Raw genomic sequence first — 20,780 nt, 5'->3', positions numbered from 1 at the left:
ATGTCTCAGCCTCCCAGCTTGACGTTGTCGATGCCGACGATCCGGTCGTAGACCCAGTAGAGGGTGAGCACGAGCGCCAGCAGGATCGTGCCCAGCGCGGCCGCGAGGCCCCAGTTCAGCGACGACGAGATGTGATAGGCGATCCGGTTCGAAATGAAGACACCCTCGGTTCCGCCGACGATCTCGGGCGTGATGTAGTAGCCGATCGACAGGATGAAGGCGAGGATGCTGCCCGCGCCGATGCCCGGCACCGAAAGCGGGAACCACACCCGCCAGAAGGCGGTCCAGTCATTCGCGCCCATCGATTTGGCGGCGCGCATGTAGCTCGGGGGGATCGTCTTCATCACCGAATAGAGCGGCAGGATCATGAAAGGCAGCAGGATATGCGTCATCGCGATCACCGTGCCGGTGGCGTTGTTGATCAGCGCGAGGCGGTTGGCGTCGGACACGATGCCGAGCCAGACCAGCGTGTCGTTGATCACACCCTGCTGTTGCAGCAGCACCTTCCAGGCCGATGTGCGCACCAGCAGCGACGTCCAGAACGGCAGCAGCACGAGGATCATCAGCACGTTGGCCGAGCGCAGCGGCAGCGTCGAGAGCAGGTAGGCGATCGGGTATCCCAGCAGGATGCAGGAGAAGGTGATCGCCAGCGACATCCACATCGTGCGCCAGAACAGCTTGAGATAGATCTGCTCGTCGGCGGGGCGCCACTGGGCGTCGCCGTCGGGGCCGTTCATCATGTCGACCGAATTCAGGAAATAGCCGTCGGTATAGGCCGGGCTGTAGGTCTTGATGACCTGCCAGATCTCGGGATCGACCCAATCCTCGTCCGACTCCTCGAACAGCGCCTTGATCGAGACGGTCTCGAACTCCGAGACGTCGACATCGGGGAACCCTTCCGGATCGGCACCGTTGGCGAGATCGCGGTAGAGCGCGGTATAGACGAAATCCTCGACATCCTCTTCGAGAGGATCGTCCTCGTTGGCCTCGACGGTCAGCTTGACCCAGGCGTCCCACGCATCGGCGGTAAAGGGCAGCCCGGCGCGAATCTCGTCCTGCTCCATCCAGTTGGTCCAAGCGACCGGGTCCTCGAGCGCCGGCTCGGCCTCGATGAACTGGTCGGTGTAGATGTCGGTGTCGAAGCGGCCGACGTCGCGGCCGGTGCCGCGGAACAGCGAGCTCAGGCCGGTCATCTCGTAGTTGAGGCGGCTGCCGAGCCGGGTGTGGCTCTTGTATTCGGCGGCGATGAAGAGATCGGTGTAGAGCGCCTCGTAGACCGGCTCGCCGGGGGCGGCCTGGGGCAGGTTCTGGTCCTCGCGCAGCGCCGCGACGGTACGCGGCAGCGTCTCGGAGACGATCTGGTTCTCGACTGAGCGGAACAACATGTCCGCGATCGGCGCCACGAAGGCCACGAGGATGAAGATCAGCAGCGGCGAGACCAAAAGGAAGGCGCGCAGCTTCTCGCGGCGCAGCGCCCGGTTCAGGCTGTGCTTGAGCGGCCTGCCATCGGCGGCCAGCATCGGGCCCTCTTCGGTCACCTCGCCGCCCGGGAGCGCCGCCATCGGCTGTCTCGGGGGTGTCGTCGCGCTGTCGGTCATCATGCCTCCGGGTTTGGGGGTGGGACGGGGCCGCAGCGGCCCCGTCCCCTCATGCGCTCAGGCGCGCGACGTTACTGGGCGAGCCAGGCCTGGAACTTGCTGTCCAGGTCGTCGCGGTAATCGGCCCACCACTCATAGTTCTGCACGAAGGCGTTGGTGGCGTTCTCGGGGTTGGTCGGCATGTGCGGCGCCATGTCGATGCCGAGCTCGGCATGCTGACCCACCAGCGGTGCGGAGGATTTGCGGGCCGGGCCGTAGGAGATGTACTTGGCCTGGTCCGCGAGACGCTGGGTGTCAGTCGCGAAGTAGAGGAAGTCCTTGACGCGGGCGAGCGACGCCTCGTCGAGACCCTCGGGGATGATCCAGCCGTCGAGATCGTAGGACTGGGTGTCCCACATCATGCTGACCGGCTGATCCTGCTCGACGATCAGGCTGAACAGGCGACCATTGTAGGTCGAGCCGAAGACGACTTCGCCATCGGCGAGCAGCTGCGGCGTGTCGGCGCCCGAGGACCACCAGATGGTCTCGTCCTTGATGGTGTCGAGCTTGGCGAAGGCGCGGTCCTGGCCTTCCTCGGTCTCGAGCACGTCGTAGACGTCCTCGTAGGCGACGCCGTCACAGATCAGCGCCCATTCGAGGTTGTTATGCGGCCGCTTTTCGAGCGAGCGCTGGCCCGGGAAGTTCTCGAGATCGAAGACGTCGCAGATGTCGTCGGGCTCGCGGCCTTCCCACTCGGCCACGTCGTTGCGGTAGCCGAAGGTGTAGGAGTAGGCGATCTGCGGGATGAAGCAGTCGGAGACCAGCATCTCCTCGCCGAAATCCTCGGAGGCCGGGGTGCCGTCCGGCGCCGGGGCGAGATCCTCATCCGGGTCGATCTCCATCGCGAGACCCTCGTCGCACAGGCGCATTGCGTCCGCGGCGGTGGCGTCGACGAGGTCCCAGGTGACGTTGCCCGCCTCGTTCTGGGCGCGCAGCTTGGCCACGGCCTCGGCCGAGCTTTCGTCCCAGGTGACGGTCACGCCGGGGTTCTGCTCGAGATAGGGCTCGACATAGGCCTTGAGCTGGCTCTCCTGATAGGCGCCGCCCCAGCTGACGATGGTCATCTCGTCGGCCATTTCCACGTGGCTCTCGGCTCCGGCGATGGTCGCCGTGGCGACGAGCGCGGTACTGGCAGTCAGAAGACGTGTGATGTTCATTTAGAACTCCCGTTGAATACCCGGTTCTTGGTTCACAGGGGACGCGGTCCGGGTGACGACGCCCCGCATTGGCCGCGCCCCCTTGGGGGACGCGGTGGCGCGATCGACGTCAGGCGTCGAGCGCGCGGCAATCTTCGGCGAGCCAGCCGATGCGGATCTGCTCGCCCGGCTTCAGCCGCGGCTGGTCGGGGGCATTGCGCGTCTTCATGATGAAGTCGTCGCGCCCGGCGACCTTGAGCCGCGTGCGGAAGGTGTCGCCCATGTAGATGAATTCCTGCACCGTGGCCGGCAGCGTGTGCGCGTCGGGATGCAGGCGCTCGAGATTGGATTCGACCCGCTCGGGACGGATCGAGACGCGGGTGCGCTCGCCCACCTTCGAGACGTTGACCGGCAGCGCGTCGATCACCTCGCCACCATCGAGCCGCACCAAGCAGGTGGTCGCGTCGATCTTCTCGACCACGCCTTCGAGCGTGTTGTTCTCGCCGATGAACTGGGCGACGAAGCTGTTCTGCGGCTTCTCGTAGAGTTCGTCGGGCGGCGCCAGCTGCTGGATCCGGCCATCGTCGAACACCGCGACGCGATCCGACATGGTCAACGCCTCGGTCTGGTCGTGGGTGACGTAGACCACGGTGATCCCGAGCCGGTGCGCCAGCTCGGTGATCTCGAACTGCAACGTCTCGCGCAGCTGCTTGTCGAGCGCGCCCAGCGGCTCGTCCATCAGCACCAGCTCGGGCTCGAACACCAAGGCGCGCGCCAGCGCGATCCGCTGCTGCTGGCCGCCCGAAAGCTGGGTGGGACGGCGGTTCTTGAACTCGCCCATCTGCACCATGTCGAGGGCGCGAGCGATCTTCTGTTCACGCTCCGACTTGCTCAGCTTGCGCACCTCGAGCGGGAAGGAGAGGTTTTCTCCCACCGTCATGTGCGGGAACAGCGCGTAGTTCTGGAACACCATGCCGATGCCGCGCTTGTGCGGCGGGATGTTGTTGATCGACTTGCCGTCGAGACGGATCTCGCCATGCGTGGCGGTCTCGAAGCCCGCTAGCATCATCAGGCAGGTGGTCTTGCCGGAGCCCGATGGCCCCAGCATCGTCAGAAACTCGCCTTTCGGCAGCGAGAGATTGAGATCCTTAACGACGAGTTTCTCGCCGTCATAGCTTTTCTGCACGCGTTCGAACTCCACGAACGCTTCCGTACTCGAGCCTTGGGCCAAGCCTCGCTCCCCGTTGTTGTGCCGGCGGATTTGTTTCCGCGCTTGTCGAGCAAGACTAAAACAAGCTGCCCCCCGCATTGCAACCGAATAGCCGATCCGAAGATGTGACGCCAAGTCACTTGCGCTGCGGCGCGGCATGAAGCTCCTGCCAGAAAGGTGTCTCGGAGGTAGCAATGCGGTGAGATGCCGCAGGAACAAATCGCCGAAAATGGCGCAACTAAAAGATGTATTTTCGAAACCACCCTCCCCCCGAAGAAGTTCGACGTGCCTCATGGCGACATCGCGAGGTCTCGAAACGACAGCCGCGCGCCGACCCGAGCGCCCTCATGAGGGACATGTCGGGAGACTGTCCACGGATGCGATGGACATGAAAAAGGGCCTGCGTTTCCGCGGCCCTGCCAGTCGATCTTCGTTCTGTCTTGGGAGATCCGGCGGCCCTCCTTGCCGGCGGGCCTGCCTGAATGGTGCGGTCGAGAAGACTCGAACTTCCACGGGTGTTACCCCACAGCGACCTCAACGCTGCGCGTCTACCAATTCCGCCACGACCGCACGTGATCAGGTAGGATGGCGGCCTCATAGCCTTGGGCTTCGGGGAAGCGCAAGAGCGAAAATCGCCAGACCCGGCGTCAACCCCGAGAAAATCGCAAAGCCTGGGCGCTTTGACTTTTTGGCCGCGCCGCGCCACCCCATCTGGGACAGGATCGAAGCGGGAGCGCGGGCAATGGTGGACTGGATCGTGAGCGATGGGCTGACGCCCTATCAGGACGCAGTGGCCGCCATGGAAGCTCGCGCCAAGGCGATCGCGATGGGCGAGGCCCGCGAGGCGATCTGGCTGCTCGAACACCCGCCGCTCTATACCGCCGGCACCTCGGCCCGGCCCGCCGATCTCACCGATCCCAACCGTTTTCCGGTGCATGAGACCAAGCGCGGCGGCCAGTACACCTATCACGGACCCGGCCAGCGCGTGGTCTACGTGATGCTCGACGTGGGCGCGCGGGGCCGCGACGTCCGCGCCTTCGTCAAGGCGTTGGAGGGCTGGATCATCGGCACGCTGGCCGAGTTCAATGTCACCGGCGAACTGCGAGAGGGCCGCGTCGGCGTCTGGGTGCAACGCCCCGACAAGCCGTTGACCGCCACCGGTGCCGTGGCGGAGGACAAGATCGCGGCGCTGGGCATCCGGCTGCACAAATGGGTCAGCTATCATGGGCTGGCGATCAACGTGGAGCCGGACCTGTCGCATTTCACCGGCATCGTGCCCTGCGGCATCGCCGAGCATGGCGTCACGAGCCTCGTCGATCTCGGGTTGCCGGTTACCTTGGCCGATCTCGACACGGCATTGGAGCGCAGCTTCGGAGATCATTTCGATGGATTGCTGCACCGCGCCACGTCATTATGAAGAAAGCGAGATCCGTCTTTTTCCCAATGCTCCAACTATGAAACGGCAGTCTTGCGAGGCGGCACTCCGGAGCGCAGATGGCGGGGGAGAATCTCGATGGACGTCACGATCCAAGGACTGGCAACGGCTCTCCCCGATCATGAACTGCCGCAAGACTTGGTGCGCCAAGCCGCCCAGCGGGTCCTAGGCCCGAAATTCGAGAACTTCGAGCGGTTGATCCCGAGCTTCGAGCAGGCCGGAATAGGTCGGCGTTGGTCGGTTGCGCCTCTGGAATGGTTCGAACGGCCACATGGCTGGGCCGACCGTAACCAAGTCTACCTCGAAGGCACGCGGAAGATGTTCCGTGATGCAGCGACGGCGGCGCTCGAACGGGCGGGCTGGCGCGCAGACGAGGTGGACGTCGTCATCACCGTTTCCTCGACCGGCATCGCCACGCCGACCTTGGAAGCTCAGCTTGCGGACTGCATGGACTTTCGCAGCGACGTGATGCGGGTACCGGTGTTCGGCCTCGGCTGCGCAGGCGGCATATCGGGGCTCGCGATAGCTGCCCGTCTCGCGCAAGCGCAACCGGGCGCGAAGGTGCTTCTGGTGGTGGTCGAGGCTTGCACCCCTTCTTTCCGCTCCGACAGGCTCCAGAAGGCCGATATTATCGCGACAGTGCTGTTCGGCGATGGCGCGGCCGCCGCCTGTCTATCGACCGATTCCGTTCGCCGCGGCGCAGAGCCTCGCCTTTCCATGAAGGCCGAGCATCAGCACATGTGGCCCGACACTTTGGGGATCATGGGCTGGGAAGTGAACGATGACGGGCTTGGCGTGATCTTCGACCGCTCGATTCCGGGCTTTGCGGCCGAGCATTTCGCGCCAGCGGTCGACGGCGCGCTCGCGGCGGCAGGGCTGGAACGGGCCGATATCGACCGCTTCGTCTGCCATCCCGGCGGAGCCAAGGTCGTGCAGGCAATCGAGACGGCGCTCGATCTCCCACCAGACAGTCTCGATGCCGAGCGGGCGGTGCTCCATGATTGCGGCAACATGAGCGCACCCACCGCACTGTTCGTGCTTGAGCGTGTGCTGGCCGCCGGCCAGACGGGGCGAATGCTGACCTGCGCGCTAGGACCCGGCTTCACGGCCTCTTTCGCGGTGCTGGAGAGAGCCGAATGACCGTGGCCGCGGCATCCTTCCTCGGCTTCGTCATAGCGCAGCGACTTTTCGAACTCTGGCTCGCACGGCGAAATACGGCACGATTGCTCGCCAAGGGGGCGGTCGAACATGGAGCCGCCCATTATCCCTTCATGGTGGCCCTGCATGCCTCCTGGGTCCTGGCGCTTGTCTGGTTCGGCCATGATCAGGAACTGCGCCTTGGCTGGCTCGCACTATATGCCGTCCTGCAAGTGTTCCGGGTCTGGATTCTCGCGACACTGGGGCGTCGATGGACGACGCGGGTTATCGTTTCGGGCGAGCCGCTGGTGGCGCGAGGTCCGTTCAGACTGATCTCGCATCCAAACTACGCCCTCGTGGTTGCCGAGATTGCCGTTGCACCCATGGTGCTTGGGTTGGGTGGGATGGCCCTGATCTTCACGCTGCTCAACGCGGCGATGCTGTGGATACGGGTCCGCTCGGAGAATCGCGCGCTTGCCCCCTACCGCGATCCTTGAGCGCGCTCTGAGTCGATCAGGCTGCGGCACCGTGACCGTTGCCCTGCCTAGCATCTCCTTCTAGAAGGACGCCAATTGCCTGCGCGAGTCTGCGTGCGGGCCCGTCAGGCAACCAAACTCGGGAGAGCCACATGGCAGACGCCGCCATCCACGGCCACGGGCATGACGACAAGCGGGGCTTCTTCACCCGCTGGTTCATGTCCACCAACCACAAGGACATCGGGATCCTCTATCTCTTCGCGGCGGGCGCTGTGGGCCTGCTGTCGGTGATGCTGACCATCCACATGCGGCTCGAGCTGATGCAGCCGGGCGTGCAGTTCATGTGCACCGAGAACGTCAGCGGCAACCCGATCGCGACCGCCCTGCGGTCCTGGGTGCCGACCGCGACCGAGGCCTGTACCCCGAACGGCCATCTGTGGAACGTCGCGATCACCTATCACGGCGTGCTGATGATGTTCTTCGTCGTCATCCCCGCGCTGTTCGGCGGCTTCGGCAACTACTTCATGCCGCTGCAGATCGGTGCGCCGGACATGGCCTTCCCGCGCATGAACAACCTCTCCTTCTGGATGTTCATCGCCGGCGTCGCGCTCGGCGTCGCCTCGCTCTTCTCGCCCGGCGGCAATGGCCAGCATGGCTCGGGCGTCGGCTGGGTGCTCTACCCGCCGCTCTCGACCTCCGAGCCCGGCATGTCGATGGATCTCGCGATCTTCGCGGTGCACGTCTCGGGCGCCTCGTCGATCCTCGGTGCGATCAACATCATCACCACCTTCCTCAACATGCGCGCGCCCGGCATGACCCTGCACAAGGTGCCGCTCTTCGCCTGGTCGATCTTCGTCACCGCCTGGCTGATCCTCCTTGCCCTGCCCGTTCTGGCCGGCGCGATCACCATGCTGCTGACCGACCGCAACTTCGGCACCTCGTTCTTCCAGCCCGCTGGCGGCGGCGACCCGATCCTGTACCAGCACATCCTGTGGTTCTTCGGGCACCCCGAGGTCTACATCATCATCATTCCCGCCTTCGGCATCATCAGCCACGTGATCGCGACCTTCTCCAAGAAGCCGATCTTCGGCTACCTGCCGATGGTCTACGCGATGGTGGCGATCGGCGTGCTGGGCTTCGTCGTCTGGGCGCACCACATGTACACCGTGGGCATGTCGCTGACGCAGCAGTCCTACTTCATGATGGCCACCATGGTCATCGCGGTGCCAACCGGCGTGAAGATCTTCTCGTGGATCGCGACGATGTGGGGCGGCTCGGTCGAGTTCAAGACGCCGATGCTCTGGGCCTTCGGCTTCCTGTTCCTATTCACCGTGGGCGGCGTCACCGGCATCGTGCTGTCGCAGGCCGGCATCGACCGCGCCTATCACGACACCTACTACGTGGTGGCGCACTTCCACTACGTGATGAGCTTGGGCGCCGTGTTCGGGATCTTCGCGGGGATCTACTTCTACTTCCCCAAGATGACCGGCAAGATGCTTCCCGAATGGGCCGGCAAGCTGCACTTCTGGGCGATGTTCATTGGTGCGAACATCACCTTCTTCCCGCAGCACTTCCTCGGCCGCCAGGGCATGCCGCGCCGCTACATCGACTATCCGGAGGCCTTCGCCACCTGGAACATGGTCTCCTCGATCGGCGCCTTCATCGCCTTCGCGTCCTTCATCTTCTTCATCGTGGTGCTGTTCTACACCCTCGCCCGGGGCAAGGTGCATGGCCTCGCCAACCCCTGGAACGAGTACGCCGATACGCTCGAGTGGACCCTGCCCTCGCCGCCGCCGGAGCACACCTTCGAGACGCTCCCCAAGCAGAGCGACTGGGACCGCAGCCACGCCCACTGAGGCACGGCCCGCGACAGTCGACAGGGCCCGGCGGAAACGCCGGGCCCTTTTTCTTCCCGATCCAGAGGCAAGTGATGCCGCACGAGTGGACAAGACGCCCCACCGAAGCCGGTCCGGTCGAGGCCGAGTTGCAACTCTGGCCCTACCGTTCACTGCCCAAGCGCGGCTTCGCCGCCTTCATCGGCGGCACGGCGGCCCTGATCGCGCTCCCGTTGCTGATGGTGCTGGGCACCCCGGTGATGTGGGCACTGTTGCCGTTCCTCATGGCAGCGGTCGGCGCGGTCTGGTGGGCGCTGGCGCGCAGCTACCGCGACGGCGAAGTGCTGGAGCGACTGGAGATCAACCAACGGCGCATTCGCCTGACCCGCAGCGACCGCGGCCGCCCGGACCGGGTTTGGGAGGCCGATCCGTACTGGGTCGAACTCCAGTTGCACGAGGGCGAGAGGCCGGTCCCCGGCTATCTCACCCTGCGCGGCGCGGGGCGGGAGGTCGAGCTGGGGGCGTTTCTTCCGGAAGAGGAAAGGCGGGCATTGGCGGAGGATCTCCAACGCCTTCTGGTCCGGATCGCCCGGCGCTGATCCGCCCGCGGCGCGCCGCGTCGTTACGTCGCGATGGAACTCCGACCCGAAGATAGGCATTTTCATGACAACGGAGGATTCGATATGCCCAAGCACACCGCCCCGAAGGACACGATCCGCAAGCTGGCCGAAGCCGGCCGGGCCATTCTCGATGGAGTGATCGGGGCACTGCTGCCGCAGCCCCGGCCGGAATATCGCCCGATCCCGATTCGCACATCCGAACCGCGCCGACGCTAGGTCCAATCTCATTCGATGCCGAAAGGGCGGCTCCCATGCGGGAGCCGCCCTTTGCATTTACCGTACCGCTCGTTCAGCGTGGTCTCAGCCCTTCTTGTCGGGCAGATCCTCGCGCTTGGTCTGCGCGAAATCCTCCAACTGGGATTCGCTCATGTCGTCGTACATTTCCTTCGAGGCGCCCTTGAGATCCTTGACCTTCGTATCGCCTCGCTTCGCCGAAAGCGCCGCGCCGGCCGCCTTCTGCTGTGCCTTGGACTGTGCAGGCATATCGGTCCTCCATGGATTGGACGACCGTCAAACGCGAAGCCACAGCACCGCGTTCCCGCGAGCTCAGCCGAGCCGGTCGCGCACCACTGGGCCGACCCGGCCGAAATCCATGCGCCCCGTATAGCGCGCCTTGAGCGCTGCCATGACACGGCCCATGTCGCGGATCGAGGTCGCTTCGGTTTCGGAGATCGCCTGGCTCACCGCGGCCTCGGTCTCGGCTTCGGTCAGCTGGCGCGGCAGGAAATCCTCGATCACCGCGATCTCGGCGCGCTCCTTCTCGGCAAGCTCGATGCGTCCCGCCTCGTCATAGGCGCGCGCGCTCTCCTGACGTTGCTTGACCATCTTGCCGAGGATCGCGAGCACCACCTCGTCGGGGACCAGCCCCTCCTCGCCCTCGCCCCTTGCGGCGATGTCGCGATCCTTGATGGCGGCGTTGATGAGGCGCAGCGTGGACAGCCGGTCCGCCTCCTTGGCCTTCATCGCATCCTTGAGGGAGGCGTTGATCTTGTCGCGCAGGGTCATCTGGTCCGTTCCGGATTGTTTCAGACACAAGCGCGCAAGCTACCCGTTTCGTGCCCGCCTGACAACAAGTGCCGCCGGGTGCCGCCGCGTCTTGATTCTTCCGAGCCCTGCCCCTAGGTAGCGGCGGGTTTCACTACAGGAGCAATGACGCCATGCCGCATAATGTTTCCGGCAAGCCGACCGCCTGCCTCGCGCTCGCAGACGGGACCGTGTTCTACGGGCAGGGCTTCGGCGCTCCGGGCCGCACCGTGGCCGAGCTTTGCTTCAACACCGCGATGACCGGCTATCAAGAGATCATGACCGACCCCTCCTATGCGGGCCAGGCCGTGACCTTCACCTTCCCGCATGTCGGCAACACCGGCACTACCGAGGAGGACGAGGAGGCCGCCGATCCGGTGGCCGCCGCGATGATCGTCAAGTGGAACCCGACCGAGCCGTCGAACTGGCGCGCCACCGACACCCTCTCGAACTGGCTCGCCAAGCGCGGCCGCATCGGCATGGGCGGCATCGACACGCGGCGACTGACCCGGGCGATCCGCCAGCAGGGTGCGCCGCATGTCGCGATCGAGCACAACCCCGACGGCGTGTTCGACCTCGAGGCGCTTGTCGCGCAGGCGCGTGACTTCAAGGGGCTCGTCGGCCTCGACCTCGCCAAGGAAGTCAGCTGCGTCCAGTCCTATCGCTGGGACGAGATGCGCTGGGCCTGGCCCGACGGCTTCAAGAAGCAGGAAAACCCGCGCCACAAGGTCGTCGCCATCGATTACGGCGCCAAGCGCAACATTCTGCGCAGCCTCGCCTCCTCCGGTTGCGAGGTCACCGTCCTGCCTGCCACCGCCACCGCCGAGGAGATCCTCGCGCTGAACCCCGACGGGCTGTTCCTGTCGAACGGTCCCGGCGACCCGGCGGCGACCGGCAAATACGCGGTCCCGGCGATCAAGTCGGTGCTCGAACAGTCCGACATCCCGGTCTTCGGGATCTGCCTTGGCCACCAGATGCTGGCGCGCGCTCTGGGCGCCCAGACCGTGAAGATGAACCACGGCCATCATGGCGCCAACCACCCTGTGAAGGACCAGGAGACCGGCAAGGTCGAGATCACCTCGATGAACCACGGCTTTACCGTTGACAGCCAGTCGCTGCCCGAGGGCGTGATCGAGACCCACGTGTCGCTCTTCGACGGCTCGAACTGCGGCATCCGCATGACCGACCGGCCGGTCTTTTCGGTGCAGTACCACCCCGAGGCCAGCCCCGGCCCGCAGGACAGCTACTACCTGTTCGAGCGTTTCGCCGAAGCAATGGCGGCGCGGCAGGCAGGTTAACCGCTTCTTAATCGCGGGCAACGAGCATCGGGCGGCCCTTCGCAGCGAAAGCGAGCCCGATGATCGCCCCCGCTCCACTTGGTCGGGCGCAAAGCGCGTCCGGCCATGGCTCTTCCGCGCCGCCCTTGCCCGATCGCATCGATCCGGTCGCGCTGCCTCCCGATCCGCGCCTTTTGCGCCGGTTCGGCGTGTTGCGGGCGCTGCGGCTTGGGGTGTTGCCATGGCGCCGGATCGGCGGGCGCGTGGTCGTACTCTGCGCCACGCCGCCCGAGCCCGAGACCATCGCGGCACTGGCGAGCGCGGGCTTCGGGCGCCCACGCTGCGCGATCTGCGCGCCGGAGGTGCTGCGTAGGGCGCTACTGCCGCTTGCGGAACCTGTACTGCTGCTGCGCGCCGAAACCCGGGTACCGCTGCACCAAAGCTGCCGAATCGTCGGTCGCAAACCGCTTTGCCTGCTGCTCGTCGTCGCGCTGAGCGTCACTGCCCTGTCGGTGGCGCTGGCCCCCTGGGCCGCTTTTGCGCTGCTCTGTGCGCTTTGCGCTCTGACGCTTGTCGTCAATACCGCGGTGAAACTCGCGGCCGCGCTCGCCAGCTTCAGACCTGTCCCACGCCACCGTCTCCTTGCGCTTCCCGGGGACGATGTCATGCCGGTGATATCGCTGCTGGTGCCCCTTTACCGCGAAGGTGCCATGCTGGTGCCGCTGCTGGAACGGCTGGACGGGCTCGACTACCCGCGCGACCGGCTCGACCTGTGTCTGATCGTCGAGGCCTGCGATACCGAGACCCGTGCAGCCCTGTCATCCATGCCGTTGCCAAGCTGGGCGCAGATCGTGGTCGTGCCGACGGGCCGCCTGCGCACCAAGCCGCGCGCGCTCAACTACGCCCTGCCCTTCGCACGCGGCAGCATCATCGGCATCTACGACGCCGAGGATGCGCCCGCCGCCGATCAGCTGCGGCAGGTGGTGGCGCGGTTCGCGACGAGTGATCGCCGAACCGGATGCCTGCAAGGCGTTCTCGACTATTACAACGCACGCTCCAACTGGATCGCACGCTGTTTCACCCTGGAATACGCGAGCTGGTTTCGCGTGATACTGCCGGGTCTGGAGCGTCTCGGCCTCGTCGTGCCGCTCGGGGGCACGACGCTGTTCCTGCGCCGCCATGCGATCGAGGCGGTCGGCGGCTGGGACGCGCACAACGTCACCGAAGACGCCGATCTTGGCGTGCGACTGGCGCGCCACGGCTTTCGGACCGAGCTGATGGACAGCGTCACGCTGGAGGAAGCCAATGCCCGTCCTTGGCCTTGGAACAAGCAGCGGTCACGCTGGCTCAAGGGCTATGCCATGAGCTGGGGCGTCGCCATGCACGATCCCGGGCGGCTCTGGCGGGAGCTGGGCGCTTGGCGCTTTCTCGGGGTCCAGGTGCTGTTTCTCGGAACGCTGGCGCAGTTCGCACTGGCACCTGTGCTCTGGTCGTTCTGGCTGGTGATCCTTGGAATGCCGCATCCGATGTCGCCGTGGTTGCGGTCCGAAACTCTCTGGGGGCTCGCCCTTGTCTTCGCGCTGTCCGAATGCGTGAGCTGGGCGATCGCTGCGCTGGCGGCACGGCGGGCCGGGCAGCCGTGGCTAGCGCTCTGGGCGCCGATGCTGCAGGTCTATTTCCCGCTGGCGACGATCGCCGTCTGGCGCGCGCTGTGGCAGGTGCTGCGTCGTCCGTTCTTGTGGGAGAAGACGCGGCATGGCGTCTTCAACCCCACCACGCCGCTTACTTTGCCGCCTCCACCTTCGCCGCGTCGAGCTTCAGCCGGGTGACGAAGGCGTGGCTGATATGATCGCGCAGCGCCCGGTCCGCGGCGTCGCCATCGCCCGCCTCGATCGCCGCGACGATCGCTGCATGCTCCTCGAGCGCGCCGCGCCCTCGGCCCTCCGCCGCAAGCGAAGTCGAGGCCAGAAGCGCCATCGAACGATGCACGAGGTCGAGTTGCCGCACCAGGAAACGGTTGTGGCTGGCGAGATGGATCTGCTTGTGGAAGCGGCGATTGGCGCGGGCCAGCGCGGCAGGGTCGTTCACCAGCGCCTGGTCGGCTTCGAGCATGTCGCGCAGCACCCGCACCTCTTCGGGCGCGGCATGTCGCGCGGCGAGCCGCGCCGCCAGCCCCTCCAACTCGCCCCGCACCACGTAAAGCTCCGCGAGTTGCGTGTGATCGAGAGAGGCCACGATCAGCGAACGGCCGTCGCGGGTCAGCATGCCTTGGGTCTCGAGCCGTTGCAGCGCCTCGCGCACCGGGGTACGCGACACGCCGAACCGATCCGCCAGCTCGCTTTCGACCAGCCGGTCGCCGGGGCGGTAGATGCCGCTGTCGATCGATTCGAGGATCAGCCCGTAGGCGTCCTTCTGCGAGGGTCTGGTATCCTGCATCCGCGGCCTTCCCATGGGTCGAACGACGATACCCCCGGCGCGGTCCGAGGTTCAAGCCGCGCCCGCCTTGCCGCTCCAGGCCCGTGCGCCTAGGGTCGCGTCCATGACAGCCCTTCTCACCGACATCGCCGCCGAGTTCTCCCATGTCCGGGCCTGGGTCTTCGACCTCGACAACACGCTCTATCCGCCCCGGGTGCGGCTTTTCGATCAAATCGAGGCTCGGATGCGGGCCTGGATGATGCGCGAGCTGCGCGTTGAGGCGACCGAGGCCGACCGGCTGCGCGCCGATTACTGGACCCGCTACGGCACGACGCTGGCCGGGCTCATGGCCGAGCACGGGCTGCCGGCCGATGATTTCCTGCTCGACGTACACGATATAGACATGGGTGGGCTGGAGGCCGATCCCGGCCTCGCCGCCGCGATCGCCGCGCTGCCGGGCCGGCGCATCGTCTATACAAACGGCACCCGCCCCTATGCGCAGCGCGTGCTTGCGGCGCGCGGACTTACCGGTGTCTTCGACGCGGTCTACGGGGTCGAACATGCCGGGCTGGTGCCAAAACCCGAGCGCGCCGCCTTCGAAGCCGTCTTCGCGCTCGACGGTCTGGCCCCCGATCAGGGCGCGATGTTCGAGGACGACCCGCGCAACCTCGCCGTGCCGCATGCCATGGGCATGCGCACGGTCCTGGTCGGCCCGCCCGAGGCGCTGCGCGCCGACCATATTCACCACCACACCGCTGATCTGGCAGGCTTTGTGTCGCAGCTGGCCCCTTAGGCTTTCCCACGGGACCGCCGCGGCCTATCTCAGCCCCATGACACGGACCATCGACATTCTAGTTTCCGGCGGCGGCATTGCCGGGCTTTCGGCCGCGGCCGTCTTCGGAGCGCGCGGTTTTTCGGTGCTCTGTGTCGATCCGGCGCCACCCGTCCGAAAAATGGAGGACAGCGGCGCCGACCTGCGGTCCACCGCCTTTCTGCAGCCTGCCCGCGACCTCCTCGAAACGGCCGGGCTCTGGGATCGGCTGGCGCCTCATGCCACGCCCCTGCAAGTGATGCGGATCGTCGAGGCCGGACACGGCGCGCCGGTCAGTCGCGATTTCGATGCTACAGATCTCGGCCCCCTCCCCTTCGGCTGGAACCTCCCGAACTGGCTGCTACGCCGGGAGATGGCGGCGCGGATCGCCGACATGGACCGGGTGGAGTTCCGCGCCGGCACGGGCTTTGCCGGGCTGACCGCGCGCGAGGACCGGGCGCTTGTGCGCCTTACCGATGGCAGCCGAGTGGCCGCGAAGCTGGTCGTCGCCGCCGACGGGCGGAGCAGCGCGGTGCGTGAGGCCTGTGGCATCGAAGTGCGCACTCGGCGCTACGGGCAGAAGGCACTGGCCTTCGCAGTCACGCATGAACGCCCACATGACAACGTCTCTATCGAAATCCACCGCTCAGGCGGGCCGTTCACGCTGGTGCCGCTGCCCGATCACGAGGGAAAACCCTCATCGGCGGTGATCTGGATGGAGCCGGGCCGCGAGGCCGAACGGCTCGCGGCACTGCCCGTCTCGGATTTCGACATCGAGGCGACGGCGCGCTCCGAGCGGGCACTGGGGCGGCTGCATCTCGTCACCGGGAGGCAGAGCTGGCCGATCATTATGCAGACCGCGCGCACGCTCACTGCGAGGCGAGTGGTTCTGGTGGCCGAGGCGGCGCATGTGATGCCGCCCATCGGCGCGCAGGGACTGAACACATCTCTTGCCGATGTCGCCTGCCTCATGGATCTCGCGGCGGCGCGCTCCGAGGGTCTGGGTGACGCGGCCATGCTCGATATCTATGCCCGCAGGCGGGCCGGCGACATCGCGCTGCGCGAGCACGGGATCGACGCGTTGAACCGGATCGCCATGGCGGGCGGGCCGTTGGCGCAGGGGCTGCGTGGGTTCGGGCTTGGCATGATGCACGACGTCGCGCCGCTCAGACGCAGGTTGATGCGGCTCGGACTGGGGGCCGGACGCTAGAGGGGGCCCGGCAGACGTTCCTCCGAAAGCAGAACGTTGGCCTCGACCGGCCCGATGCCCGGCAAGGTCATGATGCGCCGACGCAGCACCCGCTCGAAATCCTCCAGATCGCGCGCCACGACGCGCAGCCGATAGTCGTAGAGACCCAGCACGTGCTCGACGGTCTGCACCTCGCGGATCGCGCAGACCGCACGTTCGAAATCCTCGAGGCTGGCGCGACCGCGGCTCGCGAGCTTGACCCCCAGGAACACGGTGACGCCGAAGCCCAGCGCCGCGGCATCGAGATCGAGGCGGCGGCCCTTGAGCGCGCCGATGTCGCGAAGCCGCTTGATGCGCCGCCAGGTCGCGGGCTGCGAAAGGCCAAGCTCGCGGCCCAGATCCGCGGCGGGCCGCGCGGCATCCTCGGCGAGCGCGCGCAGCAGGGCCCGGTCCATTGCGTCGAGATCGGTCACAGCGGCAGCTTCTCGTCGGATTTCACCACACTCACTGTCATCAGGCTTTCGATATCCGCGATATGCGGCAGCGCGAGGATGCGTTCGCGGTAGACGACCCGGTAATGGTCGAGGTCCCGCGCCACCAGCTGAAGCCGCACGTCGACGCGGCCCAGAAAAGTCTGGATCTCGATCACCTCGGCCACCTCGCGGGCCCGCGCGAGGAATTCGTCGAAGGCGCGCGGCTGGGTCTTGTCGAGCGTCACGCGCAGACTCACCGCCACCTCGAAGCCCAGCGCTTTCCAGTCGATCACCGCGCGACTGCCACGCAACACGCCCGCATCCTGCAGCCGCGCCAGCCTGCGGGCGCAGCGCATCGCCGTGAGCCCGGCGCGTTCCGCAAGCTCGGCGGTGGAGAGATCGGGCGCCTCCTGCAAGAGGCGAAGAAGCCGGCGGTCGGTGTCGTCCTGCATGGAAATCACGTATCAGGCCGAACAGGCGAATGATAGATGCAGTATTGGCATGATTTTCATGCGATCCCCTCCTCGCAACCGCATCGCAGCTCGGTCATGTTGCCCCCAGATATTTCCGCCCCGGCGATTGAGAGAACGAGAGGACGACATCATGCGCGTTTATTATGACCGCGACTGCGACGTGAACCTGATCAAGGACAAGAAGGTCGCCATTCTCGGCTATGGCTCCCAAGGCCACGCCCATGCGCTGAACCTGCGCGATTCCGGCGCCAAGAACCTCGTCGTGGCGCTGCGCGAAGGCTCGCCCTCGCGGGCCAAGGCCGAGGGCGAAGGCCTGCAGGTCATGGGCATCGAGGAAGCCGCCGCCTGGTGCGACGTGATCATGTTCACCATGCCCGACGAGCTGCAGGCCGAGACCTACCGCAAGCATGTGCATGACCACCTAAAGGAAGGCTCCGCCATCGCCTTCGCGCACGGCCTGAACGTCCATTTCGGCCTGATCGAGCCGAAGGCCGGCGTCGACGTCATCATGATGGCGCCGAAGGGCCCGGGCCACACCGTGCGCGGCGAATACGTCAAGGGCGGCGGCGTGCCCTGCCTCGTCGCGGTGCATCAGGATGCGACCGGAAAGGCGATGGAGATCGGTCTCTCCTACTGTTCCGCCATCGGTGGTGGCCGCTCGGGCATCATCGAAACCAATTTCCGTCAGGAATGCGAAACCGACCTGTTCGGCGAGCAGGCCGTGCTCTGCGGCGGCCTCGTCGAGCTGATCCGCATGGGCTTCGAGACGCTGGTTGAGGCGGGCTACGAGCCCGAGATGGCCTATTTCGAGTGCCTGCACGAGGTGAAGCTGATCGTCGACCTGATCTATGAAGGCGGCATCGCCAACATGAACTACTCGATCTCGAACACCGCCGAATACGGCGAATACGTCTCGGGTCCGCGCGTTCTCCCCTACGAGGAGACCAAGAAGCGCATGAAAGACGTGCTGACGGACATCCAGAACGGCAAGTTCGTCCGCGACTTCATGCAGGAGAACGCAGTCGGTCAGCCGATGTTCAAGGCGACCCGCCGCCTTAACGACGAGCACCAGATCGAGCAGGTCGGCGAGAAGCTCCGTGCGATGATGCCCTGGATCTCCAAGGGCAAGATGGTCGACAAGGCGCGCAACTGATCGCCTTCGATCAACACGTGCAGATCAAGGGGGCGCCATGCGGCGCCCCTTTTTTTCGGGTCGGTCGAAATTTCCGATATTTCGTATAGGTTTGACGCGTTGGTATAGGCCTCGGCGCCCGACACCGTCTTGGTGCATTCTGGCCACAATTCCCGGCGAATTGCTTCCTGCATTACCAGTAGGAGTAACCATGATGATCGGCTCGCTTTCTTCAACGATTAATTCCGTCACGTCCTCGCTTTTGCAAGAATCTCAGAGCAGCACCGCAGCTTCGTCCCAGGAGGACGCCGAAGGCGCCGATGAGGCGGAAATCGAGGGCGCTACCGAAACCGCGGCGGCGAACGACCCCGAAAACGCGGTAGCCGTCGCCAACAATTCGAACACCCAGTCCAGCCTTTCGGTAGCCGGGGCCCAAGCGGTCGAATCCTCCGAGAAATCGAGCGGCGCTGCTGCCAGCGCCAACCGCGCGGAACCGGCGGCAACGACGGCCCGCAGTGCCGAACTCGAAGCCGAGGACGAGGCGATCGACGACATCGCGCGTTCCCGCGCGGAGGCAATTGCCGCCCAGAACCGGGATCGCCAGAATGCGGTGGTCGAGTCGATTGCCCAGACGCCCACCTCAGTCCCCGAGATCAGCAAGGTCGAGGCAAAGCCCTCGTCTCAGGAGGCCGCGACCCGCTACGCCGCTGCCAACGAGTCGACCGCTCCGGCCCGCGCGACCGCCGAACTGCGCGCTTGACACGATCGGGGCCGGCTCTAAGGCCGGCCCCGTCGAAGCGCTTCGTATCGCCGGTTCAACGCCTGATCACGTCGAACTCGCGCGTGGCGACGACTTGGCCGTCGACCCTGAGCACGGCAACGATGTCACGCTGCACCGGGTGGCCGATATGGACCCGCACGTTGTTGTTGGCACCGGCATGGACCGGCTGGCTGCCGAGAAGCGTCTGCGTGCCATCCGAGTTCATGCTGTAGATTTCGACCATCCCCATGCCTTCAGACCTGACCCGCCCGACATCGATCAGCGAGCTTTGCGACCTGATCCGCTCGAGCGAGGTGAAAGCATTGTCACCGATCATCGCCTCTGCGCCGGTGACCGTCGTGGCGAGCAATGCCGCCGCTAGGAGTTTCCCGTACATGGTGGTGGACCTTCCCTGAATAGATTCGGGTTCTGCGACCCGTATCCACAGGCTGCGCTTTGCTCATTCACGGCGCGAGTGCTGTAACATCACAAGGACGATCCGGCCGCGTGAGCCGGTTTCCCCCTTGCATGGGGTAATGTGCAGGAGGGCCCGATCGACAGCTGAGTCGCACCTCTACAAAGGCCCGAAGCGCACAGACTTCAACCATGACGATATGGACCCCCGTTCCGTTTGGTAACAGGTCCGTGATACTCACGTGAAGCACACGAAATTTCTAACGATGCACATCCGTGGGATGTGAGCCCACGTTACAAGGGTCTGCACGGATTTGCGGCATTCAGCTTGCACCGCTTGCAGATTCCTACATCGATCGGTGCTGATCATAGGTCATAGACAATACTGGGCGTGCATGCTGAACCCGCGCCATGACCGCAAAACCAAGCACCGCCAACTGGCTCTCCATCCTCCTTCTCGGCCTCATCTGGGGCGGCACCTTCGCCGTGGTGCGCGTGGCGCTCGATGGTTACGGGCCGGTCACCGTGGCCTGCGCCCGCACCACGCTCGGCGCCGTCGCCATGCTGGCGCTGATGTGGGCTATGGGACGACGGGTCCCACCGCTTTCGGGACGCCTCATGGGCTATCTCGTGGCGATCGGTGCGCTGTCCACCGCGCTGCCTTTCCTGCTGCTGGCATGGGGACAGCAATACGTCCCCTCGGCCTTCGCGGGCATCTCCATGGCAGCGCTGCCGCTCTTCGTGCTGCCGCTGGCTGCGCTGTTCTCGGACGAGTTGCTGAACTGGCGTTCGGCGGCGGGTGTCGGCGTCGGATTCGTGGGCGCGCTGATCCTCATCGGCCCCGGGGTGCTGGTGCCGGGGGCCGGGCTGTCGGCCTGGGGGCAGATCGCCTGCCTTGCCGCCGCGTTCTCCTACGCCGTGGCCTCGATCCTCACCCGGCGCTGTCCGCCTCTGGATGGCGTCGTGCTGACCGCACTCAGCCTCGCGGTGGGCGCGGTGATCCTGGTGCCGGTGATGCTGCTCACGGAGGGCGTTCCGGGCTGGACCGGCGCGGTCCCCGGCGCGGCGCTTCTGTTCCTCGGGCTGCTGCCTACCGCTCTGGCAGCGCTGATCCGGGTCACGGTGATCCGCTCCGCCGGATCGGTTTTCATGACGCTGGTGAATTACCAAGTGCCGGTCTGGTCGATGGCGATCGGCGCGCTGGCCCTGGACGAGGCGCTGCCTTGGCGCTTTTTCGTCGCGTTGGCGCTGATCCTCGCCGGGCTCGGCCTCAGCCAAGGCCGGAACCTGCGGGCGCTATTCGCCCGCGCGGCCCCGGCTGGCTGAG

Annotated in this window: 22 protein-coding genes and 1 tRNA gene; 13 read left to right on the top strand and 10 right to left on the bottom strand. The window is 65.7% G+C overall.

The window, feature by feature from the left end; translation table 11 throughout:
- Positions 1-5: 5 nt before the first annotated feature.
- The 4 genes from LOS8367_RS01105 to LOS8367_RS01090 form a co-directional block, all read right to left on the bottom strand.
- On the bottom strand, positions 6-1,562 hold the full coding sequence (locus LOS8367_RS01105) for an ABC transporter permease (RefSeq protein ID WP_085894603.1): 1,557 nt from the start codon (positions 1,560-1,562) through the stop codon (positions 6-8).
- Between the two features lie 107 nt (positions 1,563-1,669).
- Positions 1,670-2,794, bottom strand: a complete 1,125-nt coding sequence (locus tag LOS8367_RS01100; RefSeq protein ID WP_085894602.1) for an extracellular solute-binding protein — start codon at positions 2,792-2,794, stop codon at positions 1,670-1,672.
- A 109-nt stretch (positions 2,795-2,903) separates the two neighbouring features.
- Entirely contained in the window at positions 2,904-3,974 is a 1,071-nt protein-coding gene (locus LOS8367_RS01095) for an ABC transporter ATP-binding protein (RefSeq protein ID WP_370737689.1), read from the bottom strand.
- A gap of 492 nt (positions 3,975-4,466) precedes the next feature.
- Positions 4,467-4,553 (bottom strand) — tRNA-Leu (locus LOS8367_RS01090).
- A 172-nt stretch (positions 4,554-4,725) separates the two neighbouring features.
- Between LOS8367_RS01090 and lipB the strand changes: the two genes are divergently transcribed.
- The 6 genes from lipB (at position 4,726) to LOS8367_RS18955 (ending at position 9,702) form a co-directional block, all read left to right on the top strand.
- On the top strand, positions 4,726-5,400 hold the full coding sequence (lipB, locus tag LOS8367_RS01085; protein ID WP_085894600.1) for a lipoyl(octanoyl) transferase LipB: 675 nt from the start codon (positions 4,726-4,728) through the stop codon (positions 5,398-5,400).
- A gap of 96 nt (positions 5,401-5,496) precedes the next feature.
- Complete coding sequence (locus LOS8367_RS01080; RefSeq protein WP_106535015.1) at positions 5,497-6,558, top strand: type III polyketide synthase; 1,062 nt, start codon at positions 5,497-5,499, stop codon at positions 6,556-6,558.
- Positions 6,555-7,052 carry an isoprenylcysteine carboxyl methyltransferase family protein gene (locus LOS8367_RS01075; RefSeq protein ID WP_085894599.1) on the top strand — a complete coding sequence of 166 codons (498 nt, stop codon included), beginning with the start codon at positions 6,555-6,557 and terminating at the stop codon, positions 7,050-7,052. Before LOS8367_RS01080 ends, LOS8367_RS01075 begins: the two co-directional genes overlap by 4 nt.
- Positions 7,053-7,183: 131 nt before the next feature.
- Positions 7,184-8,887 carry a cytochrome c oxidase subunit I gene (gene ctaD / locus LOS8367_RS01070; protein WP_085894598.1) on the top strand — a complete coding sequence of 568 codons (1,704 nt, stop codon included), beginning with the start codon at positions 7,184-7,186 and terminating at the stop codon, positions 8,885-8,887.
- A 74-nt stretch (positions 8,888-8,961) separates the two neighbouring features.
- Positions 8,962-9,465: a DUF2244 domain-containing protein gene (locus LOS8367_RS01065; protein WP_085894597.1), complete on the top strand. Its 504-nt coding sequence runs from the start codon at positions 8,962-8,964 to the stop codon at positions 9,463-9,465.
- A gap of 84 nt (positions 9,466-9,549) precedes the next feature.
- Complete coding sequence (locus LOS8367_RS18955) at positions 9,550-9,702, top strand: hypothetical protein (RefSeq protein WP_165761363.1); 153 nt, start codon at positions 9,550-9,552, stop codon at positions 9,700-9,702.
- Positions 9,703-9,786: 84 nt separating this feature from the next.
- On the opposite strand, the gene LOS8367_RS01060 is transcribed toward LOS8367_RS18955, so the two are convergent.
- Together LOS8367_RS01060 and LOS8367_RS01055 are read right to left on the bottom strand one after the other, a co-directional pair.
- Entirely contained in the window at positions 9,787-9,969 is a 183-nt protein-coding gene (locus tag LOS8367_RS01060) for a DUF3008 family protein (protein WP_085894596.1), read from the bottom strand.
- Between the two features lie 63 nt (positions 9,970-10,032).
- Complete coding sequence (locus LOS8367_RS01055; protein ID WP_085894595.1) at positions 10,033-10,491, bottom strand: GatB/YqeY domain-containing protein; 459 nt, start codon at positions 10,489-10,491, stop codon at positions 10,033-10,035.
- A gap of 152 nt (positions 10,492-10,643) precedes the next feature.
- Here LOS8367_RS01055 and carA point away from each other — a divergent pair, with 152 nt between their 5' ends.
- Positions 10,644-11,807, top strand: coding sequence for a glutamine-hydrolyzing carbamoyl-phosphate synthase small subunit (carA, locus tag LOS8367_RS01050; RefSeq protein WP_085894594.1), 1,164 nt, complete (start codon positions 10,644-10,646; stop codon positions 11,805-11,807).
- 125 nt (positions 11,808-11,932) lie between these two features.
- A complete protein-coding gene (locus LOS8367_RS01045; RefSeq protein WP_242665475.1) occupies positions 11,933-13,615 on the top strand; it encodes a glycosyltransferase in 1,683 nt (560 codons plus the stop codon).
- Here LOS8367_RS01045 and LOS8367_RS01040 read toward each other — a convergent pair.
- Positions 13,569-14,222, bottom strand: coding sequence for a GntR family transcriptional regulator (locus tag LOS8367_RS01040; protein ID WP_085894592.1), 654 nt, complete (start codon positions 14,220-14,222; stop codon positions 13,569-13,571). The two genes, LOS8367_RS01045 and LOS8367_RS01040, sit on opposite strands and share 47 nt — an antisense overlap.
- Positions 14,223-14,325: 103 nt before the next feature.
- Here LOS8367_RS01040 and LOS8367_RS01035 point away from each other — a divergent pair, with 103 nt between their 5' ends.
- On the top strand, positions 14,326-14,994 hold the full coding sequence (locus LOS8367_RS01035) for a pyrimidine 5'-nucleotidase (RefSeq protein WP_085894591.1): 669 nt from the start codon (positions 14,326-14,328) through the stop codon (positions 14,992-14,994).
- Between the two features lie 37 nt (positions 14,995-15,031).
- The gene (locus LOS8367_RS01030; RefSeq protein ID WP_085894590.1) at positions 15,032-16,222 is read left to right on the top strand and encodes an FAD-dependent monooxygenase; all 1,191 of its coding nucleotides are present in this window, start codon (positions 15,032-15,034) and stop codon (positions 16,220-16,222) included.
- Here LOS8367_RS01030 and LOS8367_RS01025 read toward each other — a convergent pair.
- Positions 16,219-16,656: an Lrp/AsnC family transcriptional regulator gene (locus LOS8367_RS01025; protein WP_370160608.1), complete on the bottom strand. Its 438-nt coding sequence runs from the start codon at positions 16,654-16,656 to the stop codon at positions 16,219-16,221. The two genes, LOS8367_RS01030 and LOS8367_RS01025, sit on opposite strands and share 4 nt — an antisense overlap.
- Positions 16,657-16,670: 14 nt before the next feature.
- Positions 16,671-17,126 carry an Lrp/AsnC family transcriptional regulator gene (locus LOS8367_RS01020; RefSeq protein ID WP_085894588.1) on the bottom strand — a complete coding sequence of 152 codons (456 nt, stop codon included), beginning with the start codon at positions 17,124-17,126 and terminating at the stop codon, positions 16,671-16,673.
- On the opposite strand from LOS8367_RS01020, the gene ilvC reads away from it, so the two are divergent.
- A complete protein-coding gene (gene ilvC / locus LOS8367_RS01015) occupies positions 17,125-18,300 on the top strand; it encodes a ketol-acid reductoisomerase (RefSeq protein WP_503100517.1) in 1,176 nt (391 codons plus the stop codon). The two genes, LOS8367_RS01020 and ilvC, sit on opposite strands and share 2 nt — an antisense overlap.
- A 190-nt stretch (positions 18,301-18,490) precedes the next feature.
- Entirely contained in the window at positions 18,491-19,039 is a 549-nt protein-coding gene (locus tag LOS8367_RS01010) for a hypothetical protein (protein WP_085894586.1), read from the top strand.
- Between the two features lie 55 nt (positions 19,040-19,094).
- Here the strand turns inward: LOS8367_RS01010 and LOS8367_RS01005 are convergent, their stop codons facing one another.
- Positions 19,095-19,436 (bottom strand): hypothetical protein, encoded by a 342-nt coding sequence (locus LOS8367_RS01005; RefSeq protein ID WP_133056276.1) that lies wholly within the window; start codon positions 19,434-19,436, stop codon positions 19,095-19,097.
- 428 nt (positions 19,437-19,864) lie between these two features.
- Between LOS8367_RS01005 and LOS8367_RS01000 the strand changes: the two genes are divergently transcribed.
- On the top strand, positions 19,865-20,779 hold the full coding sequence (locus tag LOS8367_RS01000; protein ID WP_085894584.1) for a DMT family transporter: 915 nt from the start codon (positions 19,865-19,867) through the stop codon (positions 20,777-20,779).
- Position 20,780 lies beyond the last annotated feature (1 nt).

This window comes from Limimaricola soesokkakensis (assembly GCF_900172345.1).
In the GTDB taxonomy this organism is placed as follows: Bacteria; Pseudomonadota; Alphaproteobacteria; order Rhodobacterales; family Rhodobacteraceae; genus Limimaricola; species Limimaricola soesokkakensis.
This window is presented reverse-complemented; position numbering and strand designations above follow the sequence as displayed.